At 59.5% G+C, this 23,870-nt stretch carries 22 protein-coding genes; 4 read left to right on the top strand and 18 right to left on the bottom strand.

From position 1 onward, the window contains the following. Positions 1–191 precede the first annotated feature (191 nt). Entirely contained in the window at positions 192–2,798 is a 2,607-nt protein-coding gene (locus SD70_RS25195) for a U32 family peptidase (protein ID WP_041050764.1), read from the bottom strand. 336 nt (positions 2,799–3,134) lie between these two features. Between SD70_RS25195 and SD70_RS25190 the strand changes: the two genes are divergently transcribed. Then, the gene (locus SD70_RS25190; RefSeq protein WP_041050781.1) at positions 3,135–4,724 is read left to right on the top strand and encodes a methyl-accepting chemotaxis protein; all 1,590 of its coding nucleotides are present in this window, start codon (positions 3,135–3,137) and stop codon (positions 4,722–4,724) included. A 105-nt stretch (positions 4,725–4,829) separates the two neighbouring features. On the opposite strand, the gene SD70_RS25185 is transcribed toward SD70_RS25190, so the two are convergent. The 4 genes from SD70_RS25185 to SD70_RS25170 form a co-directional block, all read right to left on the bottom strand. After that, positions 4,830–5,072: a cold-inducible protein YdjO-related protein gene (locus SD70_RS25185; protein WP_231571522.1), complete on the bottom strand. Its 243-nt coding sequence runs from the start codon at positions 5,070–5,072 to the stop codon at positions 4,830–4,832. Between the two features lie 148 nt (positions 5,073–5,220). Continuing rightward, positions 5,221–6,237 (bottom strand): galactose/methyl galactoside ABC transporter permease MglC, encoded by a 1,017-nt coding sequence (gene mglC / locus SD70_RS25180; protein WP_082053645.1) that lies wholly within the window; start codon positions 6,235–6,237, stop codon positions 5,221–5,223. Between the two features lie 19 nt (positions 6,238–6,256). Next, the gene (locus tag SD70_RS25175; protein WP_041050762.1) at positions 6,257–7,777 is read right to left on the bottom strand and encodes a sugar ABC transporter ATP-binding protein; all 1,521 of its coding nucleotides are present in this window, start codon (positions 7,775–7,777) and stop codon (positions 6,257–6,259) included. Between the two features lie 111 nt (positions 7,778–7,888). Continuing rightward, the gene (locus tag SD70_RS25170; protein ID WP_041050760.1) at positions 7,889–8,983 is read right to left on the bottom strand and encodes a galactose ABC transporter substrate-binding protein; all 1,095 of its coding nucleotides are present in this window, start codon (positions 8,981–8,983) and stop codon (positions 7,889–7,891) included. Positions 8,984–9,296: 313 nt separating this feature from the next. Here SD70_RS25170 and SD70_RS25165 point away from each other — a divergent pair, with 313 nt between their 5' ends. Genes SD70_RS25165 through SD70_RS25155 form a run of 3 tightly spaced genes read left to right on the top strand, consistent with a single transcriptional unit; the run spans position 9,297 to position 11,212 of the window. Then, complete coding sequence (locus SD70_RS25165) at positions 9,297–9,770, top strand: hypothetical protein (RefSeq protein WP_041050759.1); 474 nt, start codon at positions 9,297–9,299, stop codon at positions 9,768–9,770. A 3-nt stretch (positions 9,771–9,773) separates the two neighbouring features. Continuing rightward, complete coding sequence (locus SD70_RS25160; RefSeq protein WP_041050757.1) at positions 9,774–10,277, top strand: hypothetical protein; 504 nt, start codon at positions 9,774–9,776, stop codon at positions 10,275–10,277. A 35-nt stretch (positions 10,278–10,312) separates the two neighbouring features. Next, positions 10,313–11,212 (top strand): SDR family oxidoreductase, encoded by a 900-nt coding sequence (locus SD70_RS25155; RefSeq protein ID WP_041050755.1) that lies wholly within the window; start codon positions 10,313–10,315, stop codon positions 11,210–11,212. 91 nt (positions 11,213–11,303) lie between these two features. On the opposite strand, the gene SD70_RS25150 is transcribed toward SD70_RS25155, so the two are convergent. Genes SD70_RS25150 through cobJ form a run of 13 tightly spaced genes read right to left on the bottom strand, consistent with a single transcriptional unit; the run spans position 11,304 to position 23,774 of the window. Further along, on the bottom strand, positions 11,304–11,714 hold the full coding sequence (locus SD70_RS25150; RefSeq protein ID WP_052487862.1) for a (2Fe-2S) ferredoxin domain-containing protein: 411 nt from the start codon (positions 11,712–11,714) through the stop codon (positions 11,304–11,306). Next, a complete protein-coding gene (locus SD70_RS25145; protein ID WP_041050753.1) occupies positions 11,711–12,502 on the bottom strand; it encodes a HoxN/HupN/NixA family nickel/cobalt transporter in 792 nt (263 codons plus the stop codon). Before SD70_RS25145 ends, SD70_RS25150 begins: the two co-directional genes overlap by 4 nt. Positions 12,503–12,523: 21 nt before the next feature. Continuing rightward, positions 12,524–13,081, bottom strand: coding sequence for a nitroreductase family protein (locus tag SD70_RS25140; RefSeq protein WP_041050751.1), 558 nt, complete (start codon positions 13,079–13,081; stop codon positions 12,524–12,526). A 3-nt stretch (positions 13,082–13,084) separates the two neighbouring features. Then, a complete protein-coding gene (locus SD70_RS25135; RefSeq protein WP_041050749.1) occupies positions 13,085–14,479 on the bottom strand; it encodes a cobyrinate a,c-diamide synthase in 1,395 nt (464 codons plus the stop codon). Positions 14,480–14,499: 20 nt separating this feature from the next. Further along, on the bottom strand, positions 14,500–15,636 hold the full coding sequence (locus SD70_RS25130) for a cobalt-precorrin 5A hydrolase (RefSeq protein ID WP_041050747.1): 1,137 nt from the start codon (positions 15,634–15,636) through the stop codon (positions 14,500–14,502). Continuing rightward, on the bottom strand, positions 15,633–16,409 hold the full coding sequence (gene cobM, locus SD70_RS25125; protein ID WP_041050745.1) for a precorrin-4 C(11)-methyltransferase: 777 nt from the start codon (positions 16,407–16,409) through the stop codon (positions 15,633–15,635). The genes SD70_RS25130 and cobM overlap by 4 nt, the downstream gene beginning before the upstream one ends. Further along, positions 16,406–17,113, bottom strand: a complete 708-nt coding sequence (gene cobI / locus SD70_RS25120; protein ID WP_041050743.1) for a precorrin-2 C(20)-methyltransferase — start codon at positions 17,111–17,113, stop codon at positions 16,406–16,408. The genes cobM and cobI overlap by 4 nt, the downstream gene beginning before the upstream one ends. Then, entirely contained in the window at positions 17,110–18,342 is a 1,233-nt protein-coding gene (locus tag SD70_RS25115) for a bifunctional cobalt-precorrin-7 (C(5))-methyltransferase/cobalt-precorrin-6B (C(15))-methyltransferase (RefSeq protein WP_041050741.1), read from the bottom strand. Before SD70_RS25115 ends, cobI begins: the two co-directional genes overlap by 4 nt. After that, complete coding sequence (locus SD70_RS25110; RefSeq protein ID WP_041050739.1) at positions 18,335–19,426, bottom strand: cobalt-precorrin-5B (C(1))-methyltransferase; 1,092 nt, start codon at positions 19,424–19,426, stop codon at positions 18,335–18,337. Before SD70_RS25110 ends, SD70_RS25115 begins: the two co-directional genes overlap by 8 nt. Before the next feature lie 6 nt (positions 19,427–19,432). After that, complete coding sequence (locus tag SD70_RS25105; protein WP_041050737.1) at positions 19,433–20,083, bottom strand: precorrin-8X methylmutase; 651 nt, start codon at positions 20,081–20,083, stop codon at positions 19,433–19,435. A gap of 24 nt (positions 20,084–20,107) precedes the next feature. After that, on the bottom strand, positions 20,108–20,875 hold the full coding sequence (gene cobK / locus SD70_RS25100) for a precorrin-6A reductase (protein ID WP_041050735.1): 768 nt from the start codon (positions 20,873–20,875) through the stop codon (positions 20,108–20,110). A gap of 3 nt (positions 20,876–20,878) precedes the next feature. Next, positions 20,879–21,916: a sirohydrochlorin chelatase gene (locus tag SD70_RS25095; RefSeq protein WP_041050733.1), complete on the bottom strand. Its 1,038-nt coding sequence runs from the start codon at positions 21,914–21,916 to the stop codon at positions 20,879–20,881. A 25-nt stretch (positions 21,917–21,941) separates the two neighbouring features. Continuing rightward, on the bottom strand, positions 21,942–23,774 hold the full coding sequence (gene cobJ, locus SD70_RS25090; protein ID WP_041050731.1) for a precorrin-3B C(17)-methyltransferase: 1,833 nt from the start codon (positions 23,772–23,774) through the stop codon (positions 21,942–21,944). Positions 23,775–23,870: the final 96 nt, after the last annotated feature.

The raw sequence follows: 23,870 nt of genomic DNA, 5'->3' as shown, positions 1-23,870 counted from the left end.
CGATGGACACCCTTGCTCTTGGCTAGTGGTTGGCCACTACAAGCCCCCACAGCGGACTTTCACCGCCTAGTTAATCGCCATGCGTGGCGCACTAAAAAAAGCGCCGCCCTAATGGAGGGCGACGCAAAGGAAGGCCCTTGCAGGCGGGCAACACGCTTGCCGCGCTGCTAGGGCCTTTTTCCGGTATCCTCTTATTTCACCAGCTGCCCGCGCGTCACGCCGAGCTGGTTGGTCGCTTTCAGCGCCTTCCATACGTGCGAGCCGCTCACTTCGCCGCGCAGCGCCCGTGCGTACAGGTCGAGCACTTCGCGCACTTTGCCGGCATCTTCCTCCAGAAACTCGATGCGGTACGTCGAGACGCCCAGCTCGAGAAAATGCTGCAAATATTCCGCGCCCGATTGCTCGATCGCGTTGTACACCGTGTTGCGGCAGCCTTCGTCTACGCGCACCGGGTGCGACATGCCGATCCGGTCCTGGAGCGACACGCGGTGCTCCTCGCACGGACGGCCGCAGTTCGTGTAATCGGTGCCTTCGCTCAGGAACGTGCAGTACACGCAGTGCTCGGTGTGGAACATCGGCAAATGCTGGTGAAGCACGATCTCGAGGCGGGACGTGTCCGAACGGCGCAGCAGATCGACCATTTGCTGGATGTTCAGGTCGTACGACGGGGTCACCCGCGAGCAGCCGGCATCGAGGAATAGCGCCGCCGTCTTGTGGTTGGCGATATTCAGAGAGAAATCTCCGATCAGCTCCGGCTGCGGCTCGCCCGGATGCTCGGCGAAATGCTTCATAAAGAAGTACAGCGCCCCCGTATTCCGCACAAGCACGGCGTCCGGACGAAGATTCAGGATGTTGCGAAAATACCCCGTCTCCCCGGGCATATGGATGCGCGGCGTCGCCAGCGCAATGCGGCGACCGGCCGCATGCACAGCCTCGACCGCGGCCGGAAATTGCTTGATGAACTCGAAGTCGGCGTAAATGAGCTCGACGTCGGGAGCATGCTCCAGCACGGCGTGCACTTGATCCAGATTGCGGCACAATGCGGTGAGCCGCGCCCGGCGGCGGCCCCCAAGTTCGGCCCCTGCGGTATGGCCTGCCCCATCCGCTGCATCACTGTCGACAACCCCCGCGTCACGGCTCGCACCGGCTTCACGTGCCATCGCACCGCCCGCCACTGCAGCCACATCGGCGTAAATGTCCATGCCGCTGCGCTTCGCGTAGCGCCGCGGCCGCTGGCGCTCCTGCTCGAGCAGCTCCACCGCCCGGCGGCGGAGCGCATTGAGCTCGCGCATAGGCAGGATGAGCTCCCCTTGCAGATGGACCTCCACGTCCTGCAGCGCGAAAATCGTGCCGCCGAGGCGGCCGAGCTGCTCCTCGAACAGCGCCCGGTCCATCGGGCGCTTCTCCGCGCGTACGAGCGGCAGCTCGGATTCCGCCGTGACGGTATGCCCGGCTGCCGTATCGGTCCATACGGTACGCAGCGGTCCGCCCTCCGCGCCAAACACTTTCACCCGCACCGGGAATATGCGGTACGGCTTATCCGTCTCGAACGTTTGGCGCAGCCGCTTGTCGAGATGCGGGTCGTTCGTCTTCCACACCCGGTCACCGACGTGGACGCGGCTCAAATCGACGTCATTCCGGCCCGGCACGAGCTCGATCATGCCGCCTTCGGCTTCGCCTTCCAGCTTCTGCCCGCGCCTGCGCAAATCGTACACGCGGCCGCCCTCTTCTTTCTTCGTCGGATCGCCCGCGTCGAAAACGATGCCGTCCCCGCGCTTGAGCGGAGCCTCCAGCTCGACGACAACGCCGTCCCGCAGCACCTGCTTGACGCGGCCGAGAAAGACGCCGCGGCTCTTCGGGAACGTCCCTTCCACGAGCTGTTTGTTGTTCGTCCCTTTCAGGAAGCCATGCGTGAAGCCGCGCGAAAAGCTTTGCTGCAGCTCGCGCAGCTCCGCCTCGCTCGGCCCCTCTTTCGAGCCGGCAAAATAACGGTCGATCGCCGCCCGATATTTGCCGACGACGTTCGCTACGTATTCCGGGCTTTTCAGCCGGCCTTCGATCTTGAACGACGTCACGCCCGCTTCGATGAGCTCCGGCACCAGGTCGATCGCCGCCAAATCTTTCGGCGACAACAGGTACGCCACGTCGCCCATCGGCTTCTGCGTGCCGTCGACCATCAGGTCGTACGGCAGCCGGCACGCCTGCGCGCATTCGCCGCGGTTCGCCGAGCGGCCGCCCCACATTTCGCTCGTCAGGCATTGGCCCGAATACGAGACGCACAGCGCCCCGTGCACGAACACTTCCATCGGAAGCCGCGCCTGCTCCCCGATCTGCTTGATTTGCTTGAGGTTATTTTCCCGCCCGAGCACGACCCGCTCAATGTCGAACGGCTTCGTGAACTCGACAGCTTCCGGCGAGGTGATCGTCATCTGTGTCGAGCCATGGATCGGGAAATCGGGGGAGATGTCCCGGATCATTTTGACCAGGCCGAGATCTTGCACGATAACCGCGTCCACGCCGGCGTCGATGCACGCCTCGATCAGCTCGCGCGCGTCCGGCAGCTCCTCCTCGAACACGAGAATGTTGAACGTGAGGAAGCCTTTTACGCCGTACAAGTGCAGAAACGCCATAATGTCCGGCAGCTCATCCATTTTGAAATTGTGGGCGCGGGCCCTTGCGTTGAACTTCTCCACGCCGAAAAATACCGCGTCCGCCCCGTTCGCCACCGCCGCCCGCAGGCAGTCCCAGTCGCCCGCCGGGGCGAGCAGCTCTATATCTTCTCTGCGTAATTTACTCATTTGCAACGTATCCTTTCTTACTCCATAAGCCGCTTATCCTTACTGCTTGCAACGGCACGTCTCAAGTGTACCGTCCGCACCGGTCTTATGCAACTGGAGTATCCAGGCGGCAATGCGATGTTGCGTTCAACTCAATGGCAAGGCTGGGGCAAAATTTGACGATTATTTTCGACATAATTCTATTTAAATCTTCATTTTTAGTCGATTGTTGTCGATTAAATTGATAGGAATTTAACATTATGCACCGAGGTGGATTACACTCAAGCACGCGAGCTTCAGCAATGCATGGACATGGCGGATGGTATCGACAATTCATTTATGGCGGAGGTTTCGAAAATGAAACGTATCAGGGATCTGAAAGTCAGCACGAAAATCAACTTGTTAATCGCAATCTGCATCGTTTCTTTGCTTGCAGTCGGAATCATCGGCTATAAAGGCATATTTCAAATGAACGACAACTCCAAATCCATGTACCTGGACCGGTTATTGCCCATGCAGTGGCTTGGCGCGATTCAATTGAACTCATTGCGGGCCGAAGGCGATTTGTTCGAACTTATGGTGACGACGGACGAGGCCAGAAACAAGGCGCTTTCTCGAGATATTCAAGACGTAACCAGCCAAAACGAAAAGCTGCTCAGCGACTTTCAGCAAACGCACCTGGATGGCAAAGCCAAACAACTGTTGCAGCAATACAATGACCTGATGCCCAAATACAGGGCTGCCCGGCAAGAAGTTCTCGATTTGGCGCTTCAGAATAAAAATGCCGAAGCGTATGCCGTCTTTCTGCAAAAGGTCGATCCTTTGAAAGAACAGAAAAACAAAATTTTGACGGATTTGATGAATGATAATATTCAAACGGCGGACCAGATCGATCAAACGAACTTGCAATCGTACGTCAGCACCCGCAATCTGAGCATCATCGTGATTGTAGCCGCGCTTGTGATCGCCTTGCTGGCCGGCGTCGCAATCGCGCGATCGATCGTCCGCCCGCTTCACCGCGTGCTGGAGGTGCTCGGCAAAGTGGCGGAAGGCGATCTGCGGGAAACGGCGGACATCGACTCCCGCGACGAGATCGGCCTCCTGGCGAAAGCTCTCGATCATACCGTGGGGAGCTTGAAGAAAACGATCGGCGGCATTTTGACTTCGGCGGAAAACGTCTCGGCCGCAGCCGAACAAATTTCCGCCAGCTCGCAAGAGATCGCCAGCAGCAGCAGCGTCCAGGCCAGCGAAGCGCAAACGATCAACGAGCTGTTCAAGGAGCTGTCCATCGCCATTAACTCCGTAGCGGAAAGCGCCGAGCAAGCGTCCGAGCTGTCGGGCCGAACGCGTTCCGTCGCGCAGGAGGGCGGGAACGTCGTCCGCCATTCGATCGAGGGCATGAACACGATTAAACGGCAAATGTCGCTCCTCGAGGAAGACTCCAACAAAATCGGAGAAATTATTAGCGTGATCGACGACATTGCCGACCAAACGAATCTTCTCGCGTTGAATGCCGCCATCAGGGCGGCGCGAGCCGGCGAACAAGGGCGCGGCTTCGCCGTGGTCGCCGATGAAGTGCGCAAGCTGGCGGAGCGGAGCAGCGAGGCGACGAAGCAAATTACGGCTATTATTAAAGGAATGCAGGAAAATACGAAGCATAGCGTGAATGCGGTCAGCGAAGGCGCCGCGGCATCGCAGCAAACCGGAGATTCGTTCGAAACGATTCTGGCAGTCGTGAACGACACGGCCCATAAAGTGACGGAAATCGCCGCAGCTTGCGAAGAGCAAGCCGCGCAATCGGCCGAAGTGATGGGGTCGATCGAGAAAATTTCCGCCGGCACCGAAGAGGCTGCGGCCAGCAGCCAGGAATGCGCCTCCACGTCTCAATCACTCGCTCAATTGGCGCTGGAGCTGAACAGGGCTGTCGCCGCTTTCAGACTCAGCTAAAATGTGTGCCCGTGCCGTCCGGCAGACGGCATGGGCTCCGTCATGGCAAAGCCCGCGGCTATAAGCCGCGGGCCTCTTCATAGCAACTCAACTCGGCCAGAGCCATCACCAAGGGACGACATCGGCTTTTTTCTTCTGCGCCTTCACTTTGGTAACCAGCTTCGGCAAATGCTTGATGCCGCGGATCATCTCCCCTTGGCACAGAGGGCAGCTCGGTTTGGCCCCGGCAGCCAGTTCGGCGCGAACCCACGCCTTGCAGGAGCTGCTCCGGCATCGCCAAATTTGTACCGGGGAGAGATCCGGTTTCGAAGCGGTTGGAGCGGTTGGAACGTCTGTCATTGTCGGCATGCGTTACACCTCCCGCTATAACGTACCCGCTCCTCCTTGGCTCCATGCGGCTCCAGCCATACACAAACTGCCAGCCACCCGAACCAGGTCGAAAAAACGATGCTGCCCGGCTGTAAGCGCGGCAGCATCGTTTTGCGTGGAGATGGGATTATTTCTTCGTCAAATATTTGCGGATGTCGAAGGCGACGGCGGCGACGATGATCGCGCCTTTGATGATCAGCTGCCAGTACGGGCTTACGCCGATGAACGTCAAGCCGTAGTTGATGACGCCAAAAATGAGCACCCCGGCAAGAATGCCAGGCACCGTGCCGATGCCGCCGGAGGTCGATACGCCGCCGACGACGCAGGCTGCGATGGCGTCCAGCTCGTACATATTGCCGTAGTTGTTCGTCGCGCCGCCCGTGCGGGCTGCTTCCAATACCCCGGCGAGGCCGTACAGGGCGCCGGCGATCGCATAGATCGCCATCAGGTTGCGGCCGACGTTAATGCCCGACACTTTGGCCGCCTGGATGTTGCCGCCGATGGCGTACATGTTTTTGCCGAGCCGCGTCTTATTGAAAATGACCCAGACGATGGCGGCTATGACGATGGCGATAATGACGATGTACGGAATGGAGTAAGGCCCGCTTTTGCCGATGAATCCGGTCCCGAGCGTCGTAAAATCAGGGCGAAGGCCGCCGATCGGCTGCGACTGGTTCGGCTTCATATCGAAATAGATGGAGTTGACGCCGTAGACGGCGACCATCGTGCCGAGCGTGGCAATGAATGGCGGGACGCTCAGCTTGGCTACAATAAAACCGTTAATCAAACCGACGACGAGACCGGCGGCGATCGCCAAAGCGATTGGCAGCCACAGCGGCAGGTGCGGCAAATCCGGGAAGAAAAGACGCGCGTAATCGGGACGCTGCAGCAGCGAAGCGGACAGCACCGCAGTGAAGCCAACGACGCGGCCTGCGGACAAGTCCGTCCCCGCCGTGATGAGAATAAAGCCGGCACCGAGCGCGATAATCGCCCGCGTAGAAGATTGCAGCAAAATATCGCGCAAAATGCCGATGTTCAGAAAGCTCGGGTCCTTGATCGCGATACCGACGACCAGAACGATGAGAACGATATAAATCGCGTTCTGCGTCATGAAATTGCCGATACGATTCGTATTTGAATTCATGTTGATGGTGTACCCCCTCTTAAGATGCCGAAGTTTGCGCGGCCAGGCGCATAATCTCTTCTTCCGTGGCGTGTTTGCCGTCAACGATGCCGGACAGCCGGCCTTCGCGCATGACCATGATCCGGTCCGACATCCCGAGCAGCTCCGGCATTTCCGACGAGATCATGACAATGCTTTTGCCCTGCCTGGCCAGTTCTGCAATGATGGTGTAAATCTCGAACTTCGCGCCGACGTCGATGCCGCGCGTCGGTTCGTCGAGCAGCAAAATGTCGGGATCGGTGAGCAGCCAGCGGGCGAGCAGCACCTTCTGCTGGTTGCCGCCGGACAAGTTGCGGATAAGCTGCTTCATCGACGGCGTCTTGACGCGCAGCTTCTCGATGCTGTCGTCGACTTCGCGCTTCATTTTGCTGTCGCTCAGCAGAAACCGCGCGGAACGGTACCGGTCCAGATTGGCAATGACCGTATTTTCCATAATGTTCAGTACCGGAAAAATACCCGTGACTCGGCGCTCCTCGGTGAGCAGCGCGATTCGGTGCTTCTTGGCGTCGATCGGCGATTTGATGGAAACCTCGTGGCCGTTCATGGCGATGCGTCCGGCGGATATGGCCCTGAGCCCGAACAGCGCTTCGATCAGCTCGGTCCGCTGCGCCCCGACGAGGCCGCCGATGCCGAGAATTTCCCCTTTACGCAGCTCGAAGGAGACGTCCTTGAACGAACGGTCAATCGGAGAAGTCAGCCCCTCCACCTTCATGACCACATCGCCGGGCACGTTGCTGCGCTCCGGAAAACGTTCGGTCAAGTCGCGCCCGACCATCCGCGAAATGATCAGGTCCGTCGTCAGCTCGGCGGCCGGCCAGGTGCCGATCTTTTTGCCGTCCCGCATGATCGTCACGTCGTCCGAAATGCGCAAAATTTCCTCCATCTTGTGGGAAATGTAGATGATGGAGACGCCGCGGCTGCGGAGTTCATTTATGATTTTGAACAGCTGCTCCACTTCGTTCCCGGTCAAGGACGAAGTCGGTTCATCCATTACAATGACTTTCGACTGGAAGGAAACCGCTTTGGCGATTTCGATAGACTGGATTTTGGATACGGACAGCGTGCCGACGATTGTCTTCGGATCGATGTCCATATCAAGGTCTTGAAACAGGCGCACGGTGTCGCGCTGCATTTTTTTATGATCAACGAACCGGATCGGCCCGAACCCTTTGGTCGGGAAGCGGCCCAGCCATATATTTTCCATCACGTTGCGGTACGGAACCGGATGAAGCTCCTGGTGAATCATCGAAATCCCGTTCTCCAAAGCGTCTTTGGAGTTCGTAATGTTTTTCTTCTCGCCGTTCATGTAAATTTCGCCGCTGTCCGGCGTGTAGATCCCGAATAAGCATTTCATGAGCGTCGATTTGCCCGCTCCGTTCTCTCCCATCAGAGCGTGAACCGTACCGGGGCGGATCTTGAGCGTAACGTCGTCAAGCGCCTTGACGCCCGGAAACTGCTTCGAAATGTTATTGAGCTCCAGCAAAAAGCGGTCTTCAGCCATGGTTTCGCCTCCTGCGGTCGTTTCTGTGAAGTCTGACGTAAGCAGCAAAAGAAAAAGGCAAGGGCGTAGGCGCACGCGTCCGCTTCCTTGCCTTTTCCGCATATCGGCCGATTACTTCGCGTCGGCGATGTTGTCTTTCGTAATTTTTTTGTAGGGCACCCAGATGTACTTGCCGTCCGTGATGTCGTAGCCGATGGATGCCTTGTCGGGCGTTACGCCTTGAGCAAGGGCAGCGGCCAGGTTGAGCGTCGCTTTGCCTTGATTCTTCGCGTCGTTCAGCACCGTGCCGAGCAGCGTGCCGTCCTGCAGCGCCTGTTGGCCCGGAGCGGTAGCGTCAACGGATACGACCGGTATATATTTGCCGTCTTTGAAATAGCCGACCGCTTTCAGAGCTTCGATAGCGCCGAGCGCCATGTCGTCGTTGTTGGCAAGTACGGCTTCGATTTTGTCGCCGTTCGCCGCGAGGAACGCCGCCATTTTCTCCTGACCTTTGACGCGGTCCCACATGGCGGTATCTTCGGCCAGCTTCTGCACTTTGATGCCGGCGCCGGTAATCGCGTCGATGGAGTACTTCGTGCGGGCTACCGCGTCCGGATGTCCCGGCTCGCCGGTCAGCATGACGTACTGCATCACGCCGTCGTGGTTTTTGTCGGCTTCCGGATGGGCTTTCCAGTAGTCGGCGAGGATTTGTCCTTGCATCGTACCGGACTCGGACCCTTTCGCGCCGACATAGTAAGCCTTGTCGTATTTCTTCAGATCGTCCGCGCTAGGCTCGCGGTTGAAAAATACGATCGGCAAGTTCGCCGCTTTCGCCTTGTCGATCAGTACGCCGGCCGCCGTGTTGTCGACCGGGTTGATGGCAAGCGCGTTCACCTTTTTCGTGATGAACAGGTCGACTTTGTCGTTCTGGGTCGGCTGGGAGTTTTGGCTGTCGACGATATCGACTTTCGCCTTGCCGCTCGCCGCATCGGAGATCGCGTTGCGCACGCCCGTCATGAACGTGTCGTCGAACTTGTAAATGGCGACGCCGATGTTTGGCTGGCCTTTCGCTCCGCCGTTATCTGTCTTTGCGGGAGCCGCCGCTGCGTTATTGTCTTTGCTTGCCGCGCCGCCGGCACCCGCGCTGCCGGAGCCGTTGCTGCCGCACGCCGTCAAACCGAGCATAGCCGTCAGGGCGAGCAATGCGATGACTTGTTTTTTCTGCATGGATATAAACCCTCCTATGGATTCACAGAAATCGTTTGCAAAACTTATAGTAGCACCGCGCTGTCGGGTTGTGTCGGTCGATCGTCTGCACTGTTTTGTCGTTCGCCTAGACATGATTGCGTTTTCTGAAAGCGTTTGCTCCAGTTTTCATGAAGTAGCACGATTTTGCGGTGCGGGGAGGGCAATAAAGTGAAGGTGGGGGGGTTGGCGACGATCGTGCAGGAGTAACGGGATAAGCTGCCAGCGACAAGCAAATATTATAGGGCGATGGGCTGGATTGGTTCCATGTCGAAAAATCAGGAGATGAGGGCCGATGGTTTTTATTTTTTTCCTTCTCGTCAATGCCGGTTTTGCATTCGCCTTCTTCAGCATCCGAAAGAAGCGTCTCCTCCCGATCGAAATTTTCCTTTACTGGTGCCTCAGCGCCATCTTTGTGCAAAATTATTCCGCGATCCAGACGATGAATTTCAAAAGCTCCATCAATCCGAACGAGCCTGGTCCCGAATTCGCCCATCTTCTCAACCGAACCGTCCTTTACCCTGTCCTTGGCATGCTGTTTCTAAACAGTTATTGTGCGTTAAAAAGCGGCAGAATGAAGCTTGTCTGCATTTTGAGCTTTGCGGCGCTGACCACAGGCATAGAATGGCTGTCCAGCGTGTTGGGCGTTTTCGTCCACGTCTGGTTGAAGCTCTGGTGGTCGGCCGCCTTTTGGCTTATTCACAATTTGCTTTTGGTCGGCATTATGAAGATGTTTCGTCGCAAGCTTTATGCCGGAGGAACCAATTAGCCTATGAATTTTATCTTTGACAAGAACGAATGGTTCGTGGTCGTTGCCTCCATCGTCCTTATGTCCTATATCGTGATGATTCGAAAGCATTTCCGTCCCGCGACGCTCATCATTCTATGGGTGTACAACATCGCTTTCATCGCGACGATCGATTACGCTATCGCAGCCACGCCTTTTCATGTATACGACTGTCTCGACAATGAGACCTACGAGCCTATGGCGGCCTATGCCCACGCTTTCGTTTATACGCCGTATTCGATAATTTTTTTGTATTACTACGACAAATGGGGAATACGCGGCAAAAAGCTCATTTGGTACTTGGCGGCTTGGACATGCTATGCGCTTTGCTTCGAATGGATCAGTCTGAAATTCGGCTTCCTGACCTACAGGACCTGGAGGTTGTATTATTCCATTCCCACTTACCCGATCGCGGCCTTGATCTTGATCTGCGCTTACCGGTTTATTGAAAAGAGTCTTGCCGGGCACCCATTTCGGTCCGGGGAATAACTTGAAAGCAGGGAAAGCCGAAATGGAGGGACGTCGTGAATGCGTACGGCCATTATGTGACCAAGTGCGAAAATATCCCCGTCGAGTTTCCGCCGCAGGTGCAGCCTGCCCCGCCGGGATCGGAAGCTCTCATGCGGCCGAGACCGGTTTCGGAGCAGCCCGGGCAAGCCGGACCGGGCAAGCTGCACAATAAAGTGGCGATTATAACGGGCGGGGACAGCGGAATCGGGCGTGCGATTGCGTATTTATTTGCCCGGGAAGGCGCAGACATTGCGGTAGTTTATTTGAACGAGCATGAAGACGCCGCGGAGACGAAAGAAACAATCCGGCAGCTCGGCCGCCGATGCTTGACGATTGCCGGGGACATTGGAAACGAGGAATTTTGCCGCCGCGCCGTCCAGCTAACGTTGTCCGAATTCGGGCGGCTCGATACTTTGATCAACAATGCGGGAGAAATGCAATATCAACCGGATATCGGACAAATATCCGCCGAACAGCTGGAGCGGACGTTTCGAACGAATGTTTTCTCCTGTTTTTACTTTACCAAGGCAGCGGTTCCGCACTTGAAGCCTGGCAGCACCATCATTAATACAAGCTCGATCGCTGCCGTTAAAGGCTTCGCGGAATTTGCTGTTTATTCGGCGAGCAAGGGAGCGGTCAGCGCTTTTACCCGCTCGTTGGCGGCTTCCCTCATCGAGCGTGGCATCCGGGTGAATGCCGTCGCTCCGGGCCGAACGTGGACTCCCCTCATCGCCTCTTCCCTTCCGCCTGAGTTGTACATGTTTTACGGGACTTTCGATGCTCCCGGTCCCATGAGAAGGACGGCCCAGCCGTTTGAAATCGCGCCTATTTACTTATACTTGGCTTCGAACGATTCCACCTTCGTGATCGGACAGACATTCCATGTCAATGGCGGGGAAATTTCGGGATTGTAACGGCCGCATGCCGCGGATAGAGGCAGATAGAAAGGAGACTTCCCTTCTCAACAAGGGGGAATCTCCTTTTACACTCTTGTATATGTGAAACTCAGTTGATAGGAAGCGCGGTATACAAGCCAGCCCCCGCCCCCACATCAAACCGCTCAAAAGCAAACCGCATCAGCTCCTCCGGCAGCGGCAGCAAAGCTCCGCGCTCCATAACCGCACTCGCCCAATCCGCGATCGCGGCATAATGATCGAAGTCGGTCAAGCCGCCCAGCCACACCGGTCCCTGCTGCGTCATGACGCAGACAACGTTGACGAGATCGCACGGCCCGAGGCAGCCGCTGATTGTAAGCTGCACCCGCTTTTTGAGCCCGAGCTCTTTCCACCGGGCCTTCAGCCAGTCGACAGGCACGGGCGGCTTCCCTTTCTCCGTCTTCCCGCAGCAGCATCCGGAGCAGATCAACACTTGCGCCAGCACCGCCCTTTTCGTTACCGCGCCCCCGGTCACAGTCATATCCCGCCTCCTTCGTCGAGCGCCTTGCGCCGCTTATCGCGCACGAGCACGATGGCGAAAGCCGTGAGCAAGAACAGGAAGGCGACGAGCCCGACCAGCTCGGGAAGATCGTCCGCGGACGGGCGGAAAAACGACACCGCCTCATAGAACGAAACACCGTACGCGAGCGTCACGACGAGCCAGCCCATCCAGCGCGACGCGGACCGTCCCGAACGGCCGGTTTGGCCGATGAGCCGGTAAGCGATCCACGCATCGATCGAATCGGTCAGCACCATCCCCAGCGTAAACGTAGCCCCGAGCACGAACGGCATGTACGCGTGGCCGGCGGCCAGCGCCCACACCGACGTTTGGCTGACGGTGTCCGCAGCGAGCGCGAACAGAGCGCCGATCGCCATAATGAGCAGCGGATTCGTCGTCTCCCGCAGGACGCGGGGAATGAGGCGCCCCTTGACCGCTTCCAGCTGACTGGGTCCTGACCTGACCCTGAGCAAGTTGTAGCTGTTGAGCGTGCCGATCAGAAACAGCGAGCAGATCGAAAACCAGGTAACAAACGTGTCCACGGCGTCGGGAATGACGAACCGCTCGGAAATATTGCCGATAATGACCGCGACGGCAGTGACGATCAAGCCGTGTCCAAGCGAGAACAGCGTGCCGATCCAGCGCGTAATCCGGCTGTTCATCCGGTGGTTATAGCGCGTCAAGCCGTCGATGCAGGCCAAATGATCGGCATCCAAACCGTGGCGCAAGCCCAAAATAAACACAAACGCGATAAGTGCCGGGATATCCACTTTGTCCCTCCATACAGCTGATTACAGCCAGGTTACTTTCTCATCGACCGGCTTTCTGGCCGTCGCCGTAACTTGATCTGCCGGATAGCCGATAAAAAGCGAGCCGATGACTTTCCGGTCCGCCGTCGCCCCGATCACGTCATAGATGCGCTTGTCGCGGACGAGCCCTACCCCGCGGGTGCGCCACACCATGCCGAGGCCGAGCTCCGCGGCGGCGAGCCACATGCTGTGAATCGCGCACGCGACCGCATATTCGTTGTCTTCCGACGACGCCTCGTCCCCTTCGACGATGTCCGCGGTCACGACGATAATGAGCGGCGTGTTCTCCAGCACCTGCAGCGACTCTCTTACAAGATGGGGCTTCGTCGGAAAACGCTCCTGCAAAAACTGCTCGGCGACTTCCTGATACCGCCGCTTGGCGTCACCACGCAGCACGTAAAAATGCCACGGCTCCCGCAGCCTGTCGTTCGGCGCCCAGACGGCGGCTTCCAGCAGCCGGACGATTTTGTCGTCCTCGACTTCTTTGGGCATATAGTTCCTCACCGCCCGCCGCTGCTTCAACAGTTCGAAAATCGACACGGTTTAACCCTCCGTACTCTTTACTTGAGCGCATTCGTCCACGAACCGCTGCGCCATCTCGGGAGCCGAGGCGAAATGGATGTGCGTGTAGCCGGCGACCAGCCTGCGGTGCAGCACGCCTTCCTCTTGTTCGCCTTTGCGCCCTTTGGTGATGTAAGCGGCCGGATTGGCCGATTCGCATTGATACGTGGAATAGTGGAACTCGTGGCCCCGCGCCTTAATGCCGCCTTGCAGCAAGTAGTTGGCGTCGGTCCCTTGAATCTCCCGGTAGCCGAACGAAGCGAGCTTCTTCTGCATCGCCACCTGGCCGGGAATCGCACTCACCATGTCGTACCGGCGCCCTTCCGTGTCCACGATGGCCTCCGTCAAATACATGAAGCCGCCGCATTCCGCCAGCACCGGCTTGCCGCGCTCGATGAACGCGCGAATCGAAGCTTTCACTTCGCTGCCTGCGGCGAGCGTCGCGGCGAATTCCTCGGGGAAGCCGCCCCCGATATAGAGGCCGTCCGCATCGGGCGGCACCGTCTCGCCGGCGAGGGGGGAGAAGAACCGAAGCTCAGCCCCGCAAGCCTGCAGCAGCTCCAAATTTTCCGGATAGTAGAAGTTAAAGGCGGCGTCGCGCGCGACGGCAAGGCGCACGCCGGAACCATGCGCTTGCGGCCGAGGCTCGAATACGGACAGCCGCCCTTCGCTTTCAGGCGCCGGCAAATCCGGGCAAACTGCGGCTTTGACGATCGCTTCCACGTCGACCGTGGCGGCAACTTGCTGCGCCAGCTTCGCGAAGAAAGGCTCCAGCTCGCCTCTTTCCACGGAAGGAACGAGTCCCAAGTGCCGCTCGGGGATTTCGAGCGCGTCGTCCCGCAGCAAATAGCCGAAAACGGGCAAGCCGCATTCCTGCATAACGGCTTCCTTCACCATCCGGTAATGGCCTTCGCTGCCGACCTTGTTGGCGATAATGCCGGCAATGTTCACGTCCGCGGCAAAATGCTGAAACCCTTTCACCACCGCAGCGGCACTGCGCCCCATGCTGTGGCAATTGACGACGAGCACGATAGGGCACTGCAGCAGCCCGGCGATATCGGCGGCGCTGCCTTCGTTGCTCAGGTGGTTTTTGCCGTCGAACAGGCCCATGACCCCTTCGATGACGGAAATGTCGGCTTCGCTGCTCGCCCGGCGGAAAATATCTTTAACCGTGTCGCGCGACAGCATCCAGCTGTCCAGATTGCGGGACTGGCGCCCCGTTACGGCGGTATGATACGTAGGATCGATGTAGTCCGGACCGCATTTGAAGCCTTGTACGTTGTAGCCCTTCTGCCGCAAAGCCGCCATAAGGCCGATGGTCAGCGTCGTTTTCCCGACCCCGCTGCCGGTCCCTGCAATAAGAATGCGGTTTTGCACGGTGAGTCCTCCCCCTAGGTTTATTCAAACGGCATGATGCCGACGGAAATCGTGCAATTGCCCGATTTTTTCTTGGTCAGCGCCAGCTTGCCGGTGCCCGTATACAGCTTGGCGGCGGGCTCGCTGACCGCATAGGCGCCGGTGTAGCGGTATACGGTATCGGACGGCTCTTCGACAGCTACGGCGTTGAGCCGGTCCGGCGCGTACCAGACGAACTCCCAGCCGAACTTGTTCGCCACGGCGACGAGCCCCTGCTCGTCCTTCTTCAGCTCGATCGTGCAAAGCGCCCTCACGCTGCGCATGGAGAAGCCCAGCTCCGCCAGCGTCTCGCGGATGACGGCTTCAATCTCTTCGGCGGAGGTGCCGCGGTTGCAGCCCATTCCGAGCACGATCACCTTCGGCCGGTACAGCACGCCGTTCGCGAGAATCGCTTCTTCCTCCGGTGCGAGCAGCCTGTGGGTCACGACGAGGGCCGCCTGCGGCTTCGCATCCAGCGCCTCCGCAATGCTGCCGCACAGTTGCAGATTGGGCGGCAGCGGCGAGTCGTACATCCACCAGTCGCGCTCTCCCGACTCCTGTACAATGGCCACCCGCTCCTCATTGACTACCGAAGCGCTCACAGGAGTGAGCTTGTCGGCGGAGGCGGACTCCCATTCCCAGCCGAAGCGGCGGCCGAACAAATCGACCGGAATCGTCCGCTGCACGTCGGAGGCGGTCGTAATGACCGGCCTCGCCCCGATGGCGGCGGCGACCTCGCGGGTCAGCTCGTTGGCGCCGCCGAGATGGCCCGACAGCACGCTGATGACGTGTTCGCCCTTGTCGTCGATGACGACGACGGCGGGGTCCGTTTTTTTATCCTGCAGAATCGGCGCGATCATGCGGACGACGGCACCGAGCGAGATGAGGATGATCAGTCCTTTGTACGACTGAAACAAGGCGGGAAGCAGCAGCCTGACGCTGCCGTTGAACAGCTGTATCCCGCTTGCGGCTTCGTCGCCTTGGGCGAATTTGCCCATATAATACAGATCCATGTTGGAGAACTGCTTATGCAGCCCTCGCGCCAGCGCCGTCCCGTGCTTCGTTATCGCCACAATGGCGTAATCGCCGCGCACCGCAATGGCGGGAACGTCCGTCTCATTCAGCTCAATGACGCTCATGCTTTCACACCTTTGCGGAAGCCGTGCGTAAACGTCTTATCGTACAGCTTCGAGCGGTACTGGTCCGTGTCGTGCAGCCCCGGATCGAGCGCCCAGCCGGCCAAAATCATCGCATGCGAGCGGATGCCCGCCTCGCGCATATCGTCATGCAGCCGCTCCAGCGTCGTGCGGACGACGATCTCATCGGGCCAGGTGGCGCGCTGCACGACGGCAACCGGAGTTTGCGGCTCCCAACCGGCGTCCAGCAGCTCGGCGACGATTTTCTTCGTGAGCGTGGCGCTTAAATAAAGGGCCAGCGTGCAGTGATGGGCTGCCAGATCTTTCAGCTGCTCCCGCTCCGGCACCGGCGTGCGCCCTTCGACCCGCGTCAAAATAAGCGTCTGCGTCAAATCCGGCACCGTCAGCTCCGCCCCGATGCGGGCGGCGGCGGCAAATACGGAGCTGACGCCGGGCACGATCTCGAACGGGATGCCCTCTTTTTTCAGCAGCACGATCTGCTCGAGAACGGCGCCGAATACGGACGGATCGCCGGTATGCACGCGAGCGACCGTCCGGCCGCTGCGCACCCGATCGATCATGATGCCGACCATTTCCTCGAGCGCCATGCCGGAGCTTTGCAAAATTTCCGCGTCCGGTTTGGCCTTGGCGATCAGCTCATCGTTCACGAGCGAGTCCGTGTACAGGACAACGTCCGCTTCCTGCAGCAGCTTCAGCCCTTTGACCGTGATCAGATCAGGATCGCCCGGCCCGGCTCCGATGATGTATACTTTCATGATTTTCGCACCACCATTAACGTCAAATATTCGAGCTCTGCGCCGAGCAGCTCTTCCACCCGGTCGTAGACGCGCTCCTCGTCCGAAGTCGCTTTCGTCACGACGACCGCTTTGTCCGTAAGCCTCAGCTCCCGCAGCAGGCCGATCATCATATCGAGCACCTTGGCCACCTTGATAAAAACGACGCAATCGTGCTGTTCCAACGCCTGCCGCATATCCGCCTCGTTCGAGGTGGCCGGCACGATCGCGAACCGCTCGTCGCCGTCGGCCAGCGGGGTGCCAAGCCGGGCCGCCGTCCCGTTCGCCGACGAGATTCCCGGCACGACCTGGACCGGGACTTCGGGATGCAGCTCCTGCATCAGTCTCATCAGATGAATAAACGTGCTGTACAGCAGCGGGTCCCCTTCGGTGACGAAGGCGACCGACCTTCCTTGTTCGAGCCGCTCCCATACGTCGGCCACCGTTTTGTTCCACTGCCTGTCGAGCTGCTCCCGATCCTTCGTCATCGGAAAAACGAGCCCCAGCATCTCCTTCTGCCGCTGATCGACATAATGCTCGGCGATGGCGAGGGCGTAGCTTTTGGCGCCTTTCATCTTTTTCGGAAATGCGATCACGTCCGCTTCCTTCAACACCCGGTACGCCTTAACCGTAATGAGCTCCGGATCGCCCGGGCCGAGCCCGACCCCGTACAACGTTCCTGTCATGGCTGTTCCTCCCGCTCCTTATCTCCCCCGTGCCTTGCCGTCACGATATAGACCGGATTCATCGCTTCCAGCCGCGTCATGTTCAAAATCGGCTTGCTGCGCGCCGCCTGGATCATCGAGATGTCGACGCGATAGCCTTGCGCCAGAAAAGCCTGCTGCGCCTCGAACAAGTTCTCGATCGTTACGGCGTTCAGCACGATCCGCCCGCCGGGCTTCAGCCGCGTGCAGCAAACGCGCAGCAGCTCCTGCATCTCGCCGCCGCTGCCGCCGATAAACACTGCGTCCGGGTCGGGGAACTGCTCCAGCCCGTTCGGGGCCTTGCCGTGTACAGCGGTAAAATCCGTCCGGAACTTCCTCATGTTTTCCAGGCAATTTGCCAGATCGTCCTCGTTCTTCTCGATGGCGTACACCGCCCCGTCCCGGCACAGGCGGGCTGCTTCGATGGCGACGGAACCGGTGCACGTGCCGATGTCCCATACGACGGAGTCCGGCTTCAGGCCGAGCGCCGCTATGCTCAGGATGCGCACCTCGCGCTTCGTAATGAGCCCCTTGTCCGGCTTGCGCTGCGCGAACGCCTCGTCTTCGATGCCGAGCGTCCACTGTGGGGAAGGCCCCGTCCTGCGCAAAACGACGACGTTGAGCGGGGAACACTCCACGCCGCCGGCGGCAAGCTCCTCAAGCTCGAACCAGCGGCATCGCTCCTTGTCGCCGCCGAGATGTTCGGCAACGAACGCCCGGTACTCGCTCATCCCGAAATGCAGCAAATATTCGGCGATGCGCTGCGGCGAGTTGCGCTCGTCGGTGAGCAGGGCGATTTTGCCTTGGCCGTCGATTTTTTGCGCGAGCCCGGCGATGCTCCGCCCGTGCAGGCTGTACACGGCGGCGTCCTGCCAGCTTTCGCCCATGTGGGCGAAGGCCAGCTGCACGGAGCTGACGTACGGGTACACTTCGGCGCCGCATTTTTTCGCCAAGTAGCCGCCGATCCCGTAAAACAGCGGGTCGCCGGACGCCAGCACAACCGTGTCCTTGTCGCTGCCTGCGAGCATATCGGCCAGCTCCGCGAGGCCGCTCTTGATGACGACCTTCTCCCCTTCGTAACGGGGAAAGAACGCCAGCTGCCGCTCCCCGCCGACCAGCCGTTGCGATCGCTCGATCCGCTCCACATACCGCGGAAGCAGGCTGTCCGCACCGTCGTCCCCGATGCCGATGATCGCGATTCGTTTATCCATGCAAAGCCGCCCTTCCCAGTAATTCTCCATTCATGTTGATGATCATCGTCTCCATCTCCAAGCCGCCGCCCGCTTCGCGCAGCGCTTCCCGGCAGCAATATTCGCAAAGCTTGCGGAAAAAGCCTGCGCTGTCGCCCATAATCGTGCCGACCTGCGCCGCCGTATTCGCGTTCACAATCTCGCGTACCGTTTCGTCCGACGCCCCCGCTTCGGCGGCCACTTTCGCCAGAAACGGGAAATCGACGCTGGAGCCTTTGGAATGGACCATCATGACCCCTTGCGCCACTTTCGAAAACTTGCCCATCATGCCGATCAGCGTTACCTTGCTTACCCCGGCATGCTTGCACTGCTTAATCGTAAAGCCGACGAAATCGCCCATCTCGATAAACGCTTCCTCTTGCAGCTGCGGGTAGATCTGCATGCCGAATTTCTCCGACTTGCCGCCGGTAGACGCGACGAGATGGCCGCAGCCGTTCGCCCTGGCGACCCGGATCGCCTGCGCGATGCTCGCCCGGAACGCCGCCGTCGAGAACGGGACGACCGTGCCGCGCGTGCCGAGAATCGAGATGCCGCCGATAATGCCAAGTCTGCCGTTGAGCGTTTTCTTGGCGATTTCCTCGCCGTCCGGAACGGATACGACGACTTTCACCCCGCTCTCCGGTTCGTGTTCCGCGAGCAGCTCGCGAATGGCGCCGGTAATCATCTTGCGGGGGACCGGATTGATCGCCGCTTCCCCGACAGGTACAGGCAGACCGGGCTTCGTCACCCTGCCTACGCCGACGCCGCCGTCCAGCACGATCCCCGGCTCCTCCGTCCAGCTCACTTCGCTCAGAATGAGCGCGCCGTGCGTCGCGTCGGGATCGTCCCCGCCGTCCTTGATGACGCCGCACGTCGCCCGGCCGCGCTCCACCTCGCATTGCACCAGCCGGAACGTAACGTCCTCGCCGGCCGGAATGCGGATCGTCACTTCTTCCAGCGGACGCTGATGAATCAGCGCCCACAGCGCCGCTTTCGAAGCCGCCGTCGCGCAGGAGCCGGTCGTGTAGCCGTGCCGCATCGGTTTTGTTTCCTGCTCGTCCGCCATGCCTCGTTACCCCATTTTTTCCGCCAGAATGGAGATGGCGTTCACGGCCGCAACCGTCACCGGACTGCCGCCTTTGCGCCCGACGTTCGTAATGAACGGAACGTCCAGCTTGGCCAGCTCTTCCTTCGATTCGGCGGCAGATACGAACCCGACCGGCATGCCGATTACTAGGCCCGGCTTCGCTTCCCCTTCCTTGATGAGCCGAATGAGCTCGAGCAAGGCCGTCGGTGCGTTCCCGATGGCGAAAATGCCGCCCTCGGCCTCCCGCACCGCCTTGCGGATGGAGACGATCGCCCGCGTCGTATTGAGCCGCTTCGCCTCCTCCATGACGTCCTTGTCCGATATGTACACCTTGACCTCGCCGCCGAATTTCTCGATCCGCCCCTTGCTGATGCCGACCTGCACCATCTGCACGTCGGCGACGACGATTTTGCCGCTGCGGATTGCCTCGATGCCTGCCTGCACGGCGCGCGGGTGAAACAGCACATTGCGCCCCAGCTCGAAGTCGGCGGAGGCGTGGATGATGCGCTGCACGACTTTGAACTGCTCGTCCGTAAAACGGTGCGGCCCAAGCTCCTCCGCGATAATCTCGAAGCTGCGCTCCTCGATCTCCTGGGGCTGTACGGTGAGCGGTTTAAACTCCGTATGGAAATCCATCGTTATTCCTCCTGCGGGTGATCGTTATTTGAGCCATTCGTCCAGCTGCCGCAGCACGTCCCCGGGGTCCGACGTGACCGTCCCGTAATCGATGTCCGGCCTGCCGATCATGATCACTTCGATGCCCATGTCGAGCGCTGCGGCCACCTTCTCGTCGACCGCTCCTTCCTTGCCGCTCTCCTTCGTAATCATGAGCGTCACCCCGTAATGCCGGTACAGCGCCTGGTTCAGCTCTTTTGAAAAAGGCCCCTGCATCGCCACGATGTTCCTCTGCTCGACGCCAAGCTCTTCGCACTTCACCATGTTGTCTTTTCTCGGCAGCATTCGCGCCACGAGCGTCGTATCGGGCAGCCCGAGCAGCTTCTCCGCAAAAATGTGAAGCGTCTTGCTGCCCGTCGTCAGCATTACGACGCCGCGCTTCTCGGCGGCCAGCTCCGCCGCCTGCTCGTAATCGTCCACGACCGTAATGAGCTCATGCTCCTCCATCTCGCTGCCGGCGCGTTCATACCGGAGATAGGGAACGCCCGCTTCCTCCGCCGCCGCTTTCGCCGTGCGCGAAGCTTCGACCGCATACGGATGGCTGCCGTCGACGATCGCTCTCAGCTGCCGTTCGCGAATGAGCCGGACCATGTCCGCCGCCGTCAGCCGGCCGACATGAGCGGTCAGCCCCGCCTTCTCCAGCTGCTTCGCCGCGTTGTCCGTGACGACCGTGGCCAGAACCGGGTAACCGGCCCCTTGTATGCGCAGCGCCAGCTCTCTTGCATCGCTAGTACCTGCCAGAAACAAAATCATACGCTAGCTCCTTTGAGCGATTTTCTCGATGCGTTCGCCGTGGTGGTGGTCGTGATCGTGGTCATCGTCGTGGTCGTGATCGTGAGCATGGTCGTGGTCATGGCTGTGGTCGTGCCCGTGCGCATGGACGTGACTTTGCTCGTGATCATGGTCATGCGCGTGATCGTGACTATGCTCGTGATGATGCTCATGCCCGTGATCGTGATCGTGATCGTGATGGTGGTGATGCTCGATCGTCGCCATCGCCGCAATCCGGTACTGGCACATGTCGCAGTTCAGCTTGACCTCGTCTTGCAGCGCTTCCGCCACCCGCTCCTTGACCAGCTCCTGCAGTCCGGCATCGAAGCCGAAATACGACGCCATCGTAAACCGGCATTCCGGGTACAGCCCGCGATACGTATTCAGCAGCGCCTCCATCCGCTTGATGAGCACGCCGGTGAACAAAAAATACGGCAGCAGCACGACATGCTTCGCCCCCAGCCGCATGCACCGCTGCAGCCCGTCCTCCAGCAAAGGATTCGTCACCCCGATAAAAGCCGTCTCCACGAGCGGGATCCGATGCTGCTCCCAGAGCAGCCGGGAGATTTTGAACAGATCGCTGTTAGCGTCGGGGTCGCTGCTCCCGCGTCCCACAACGAGCACCGCCGTATCCCGCAGCTCCTCTTCTTGCTGCAGCGGCAAACCGCATTCCGCCAGCTTGCGGCCGAGAATGTCCAGTACCTTCCGGTGCACGCCGATAGGCCGTCCGTACATAAACTGCACGTGCGGATAGCGCTGCTTGGCCTCATCGATTTCGTGCGGAATATGGATTTTGGCGTGCCCCGCCGAGAACAGCATCATCGGAATAAGCACAACCCGCTTCGCTCCGCGCCGCACGCACGCCTCAATCCCTTGCGGGATATAAGGAGGCGTCAGCTCCAAAAAGCACGATTCCACAATATAGTCCTGTAAAGATGGAGCCACCAGCTCCACGAATTGGAGAAACTCCCGGTTCCCCTCCTGCTCTCTGCTGCCGTGCCCGATAAATAAAATCGCGTCCACCCATGCATCTCCTCTACGCTATGATTCAGTCGCCGCAAACCGCCGCATCCGCTACGGCCACCGGCACTTCCTTATGTTCAAAGCCTTCGACGTTCTTAACCCGCTTGAAAAATTTAAAAAACCGCTCGTTCGGATGCCCCCGCTCCCGATACTGCCGGACGATGCTCTCGATCGTCTCCACGATGCGCTCCGGCTCGATGCCTTCCGCCACCCGCTGCGCCGTATGGGCGTTGCTTCCGGTCGTCTTGGCGCCGAGGAACAGGTCGAACTTGCCTTTGCGGTAAATGATCCCGATGTCTTCATGCGAAGCGCGGTAGCACGCCATGCCGCAGCCGTTCACGGCAATGTGCAGCTCCTTCGGCATTTTCGCGCCCGCCAGCTTGCGGTGCAGTTCCTCGGCGTACGGAATCGCCTCCGTTTTCTCGCCATTGCAAAAGTCGCAAGCTTTCACCGTCACGACGTCGCCGACCGCCTGCACCCGGAAGCCTTCGGCCACGAGCCGCTCCGTAACGCCGCTCGGATCGCCGGTCGGCACCCGCAAAATCATATAATGATGCGGCGTATACTCCAGCTCCCCCTGCTCCCCGGCAATTTGGGCGAGCGTGAGCAGCTGTGCGGGAGACATTTTCTTGTTCGCAACCCCGGGGCTGACTGCGACTTCGAAGATCAGCTCCTGCGCCCCGGCCTGCATGGGCGGCGTCCAAGCGGGCCGCCCCGACGCATCGGCAACCGGACGGCCCGCCGGCGCCAACGCCTCTGCCGCAAGCAAATTCGGTGCCGGTTGCCCCCGGCTGTACACGAGCTTGAACAAAGCTTCCTCGGCAAGCTCGAGCGGAGAGGTGGACGCCGGTCGCGTCGCGCTCCGCTCCGCCGAATGTGTATCGTCCCCCTCCAACAGCTGCGCCTCGCCTTGCCTGATTCGATATGCGTCGCCGCATCCCATCAGATGCGCAGCACCCTTCCCAGCCGGCTGCATCTCACCTCGTCCCGTCGGCCAGGCTTCGCCCCACCCCGCCGGCTGCCCCTCATCTTGCTCGAGCGCCCACGGCTCCGCCTCTTTCCGCAGCCGTTCGTGTGGTTTCAGCGACTGCTCCGCCGAATGGAGCGTATATTTGCGCTGGTATCCGCGCGGCGTAATCATCAGGCCGTCGTAGACAAAGGTGGCCGAGTTGCCGATAATGACGGTCGTCAGCATCCCGATCTCGTGCTCCAGCATCTCGGCCAGCGTCGTCAACACCACTTCTTGCCGCTCACGATACGCGCTCTTCACCAGCCCTACCGGTGTCTGCGGCGACCTGTAGCGCAGCAGCATCCGCTGCGTCTCGACGATTTGCCGCGTGCGCCTGCCGCTTCTCGGGTTGTACAAGGCAATCACGAAATCCGCCCGGGCAGCGGCTTCCACCCGCCCTATAATCGTGCTCCACGGCGTCAAATGATCGCTCAGCGAAATCGTGCAAGCATCGTGCATGACGGGAGCCCCAAGCAGAGACGCGCACGAATTGATCGCCGAAATGCCGGGGATCGTCTCCACTTCTACGCCCTCCGCCGCTGTCCACCCTTTCTCGATCAGCACCTCGTACACGAGGCCGGCCATCCCGTACACGCCTGCGTCGCCGCTGGAGATGACGGCCACCTTTTTCCCTAGCTCCGCCTGCTTTACCGCTTCGACGGCCCGGCTCACTTCCTCGGTCATCCCCGTTCTGACGATTTCCTGGCCGGTCAGCAGCGGCCGAATCAAATCGACGTACGTGTTGTATCCGATGATCACGTCGCTTTCCTCAATGGCCTGGCGCGCCCGGTGCGTAATATGCTCGAAACTGCCGGGCCCGAAGCCGATCAGCAACAATTTCCCTTTCACAAAATCCCACCTCACCGTTCCGCTGCAAAATAAAAAGACAATCTTTCGGATGTGAAAGATTGCCTACCAATGCGATATTTTACATGATTCACTAGC

This window comes from Gordoniibacillus kamchatkensis, assembly GCF_000829455.1.
In the GTDB taxonomy this organism is placed as follows: domain Bacteria; phylum Bacillota; class Bacilli; order Paenibacillales; family NBRC-103111; genus Gordoniibacillus; species Gordoniibacillus kamchatkensis.
The sequence above is the reverse complement of the archived record's forward strand: the minus strand, read 5'-3'. Positions and strand labels throughout refer to the sequence as shown.